1 pseudogene is annotated in these 392 nt (G+C 41.3%); it reads left to right on the forward strand.

The features are described from left to right. Positions 1-42: 42 nt before the first annotated feature. A pseudogene (locus HZY94_RS10075) lies at positions 43-392 on the forward strand (group II intron reverse transcriptase/maturase); the annotation flags it as partial.

Genomic DNA, 392 nt, shown 5'->3' on the forward strand with positions numbered 1-392 from the left:
TAAGATGTCCCTCAGACACCGAAACAAGAAAGGAATACGCACATGTCAGAATTGCTAGATAAGATATTATCTCGGAACAATATGCTTGAAGCCTATCATCAGGTAAAAAGAAACAAGGGTTCTGCTGGTATCGACGGAGTTACCATTGAGGAAATGGATAATTTCCTACGGCAACATTGGCGAGAAACCAAGGAACTTATAAAGCAGAGGAAGTACAAACCTCAACCAGTTTTACGAGTTGAAATTCCTAAGCCAAATGGTGGCGCTACAGTCATGGACAGAATGGTACAACAAGCGATTGTTCAAACCATCAGTCCAATCTGTGAAAGACACTTCTCAGAGTATAGTTATGGCTTTCGTCCCAATCGCTCTTGTGAGACAGCTATTATTCA

Origin of the sequence: Streptococcus danieliae (assembly GCF_013415245.1) — a bacterium.
GTDB lineage: Bacteria > Bacillota > Bacilli > Lactobacillales > Streptococcaceae > Streptococcus > Streptococcus danieliae_A.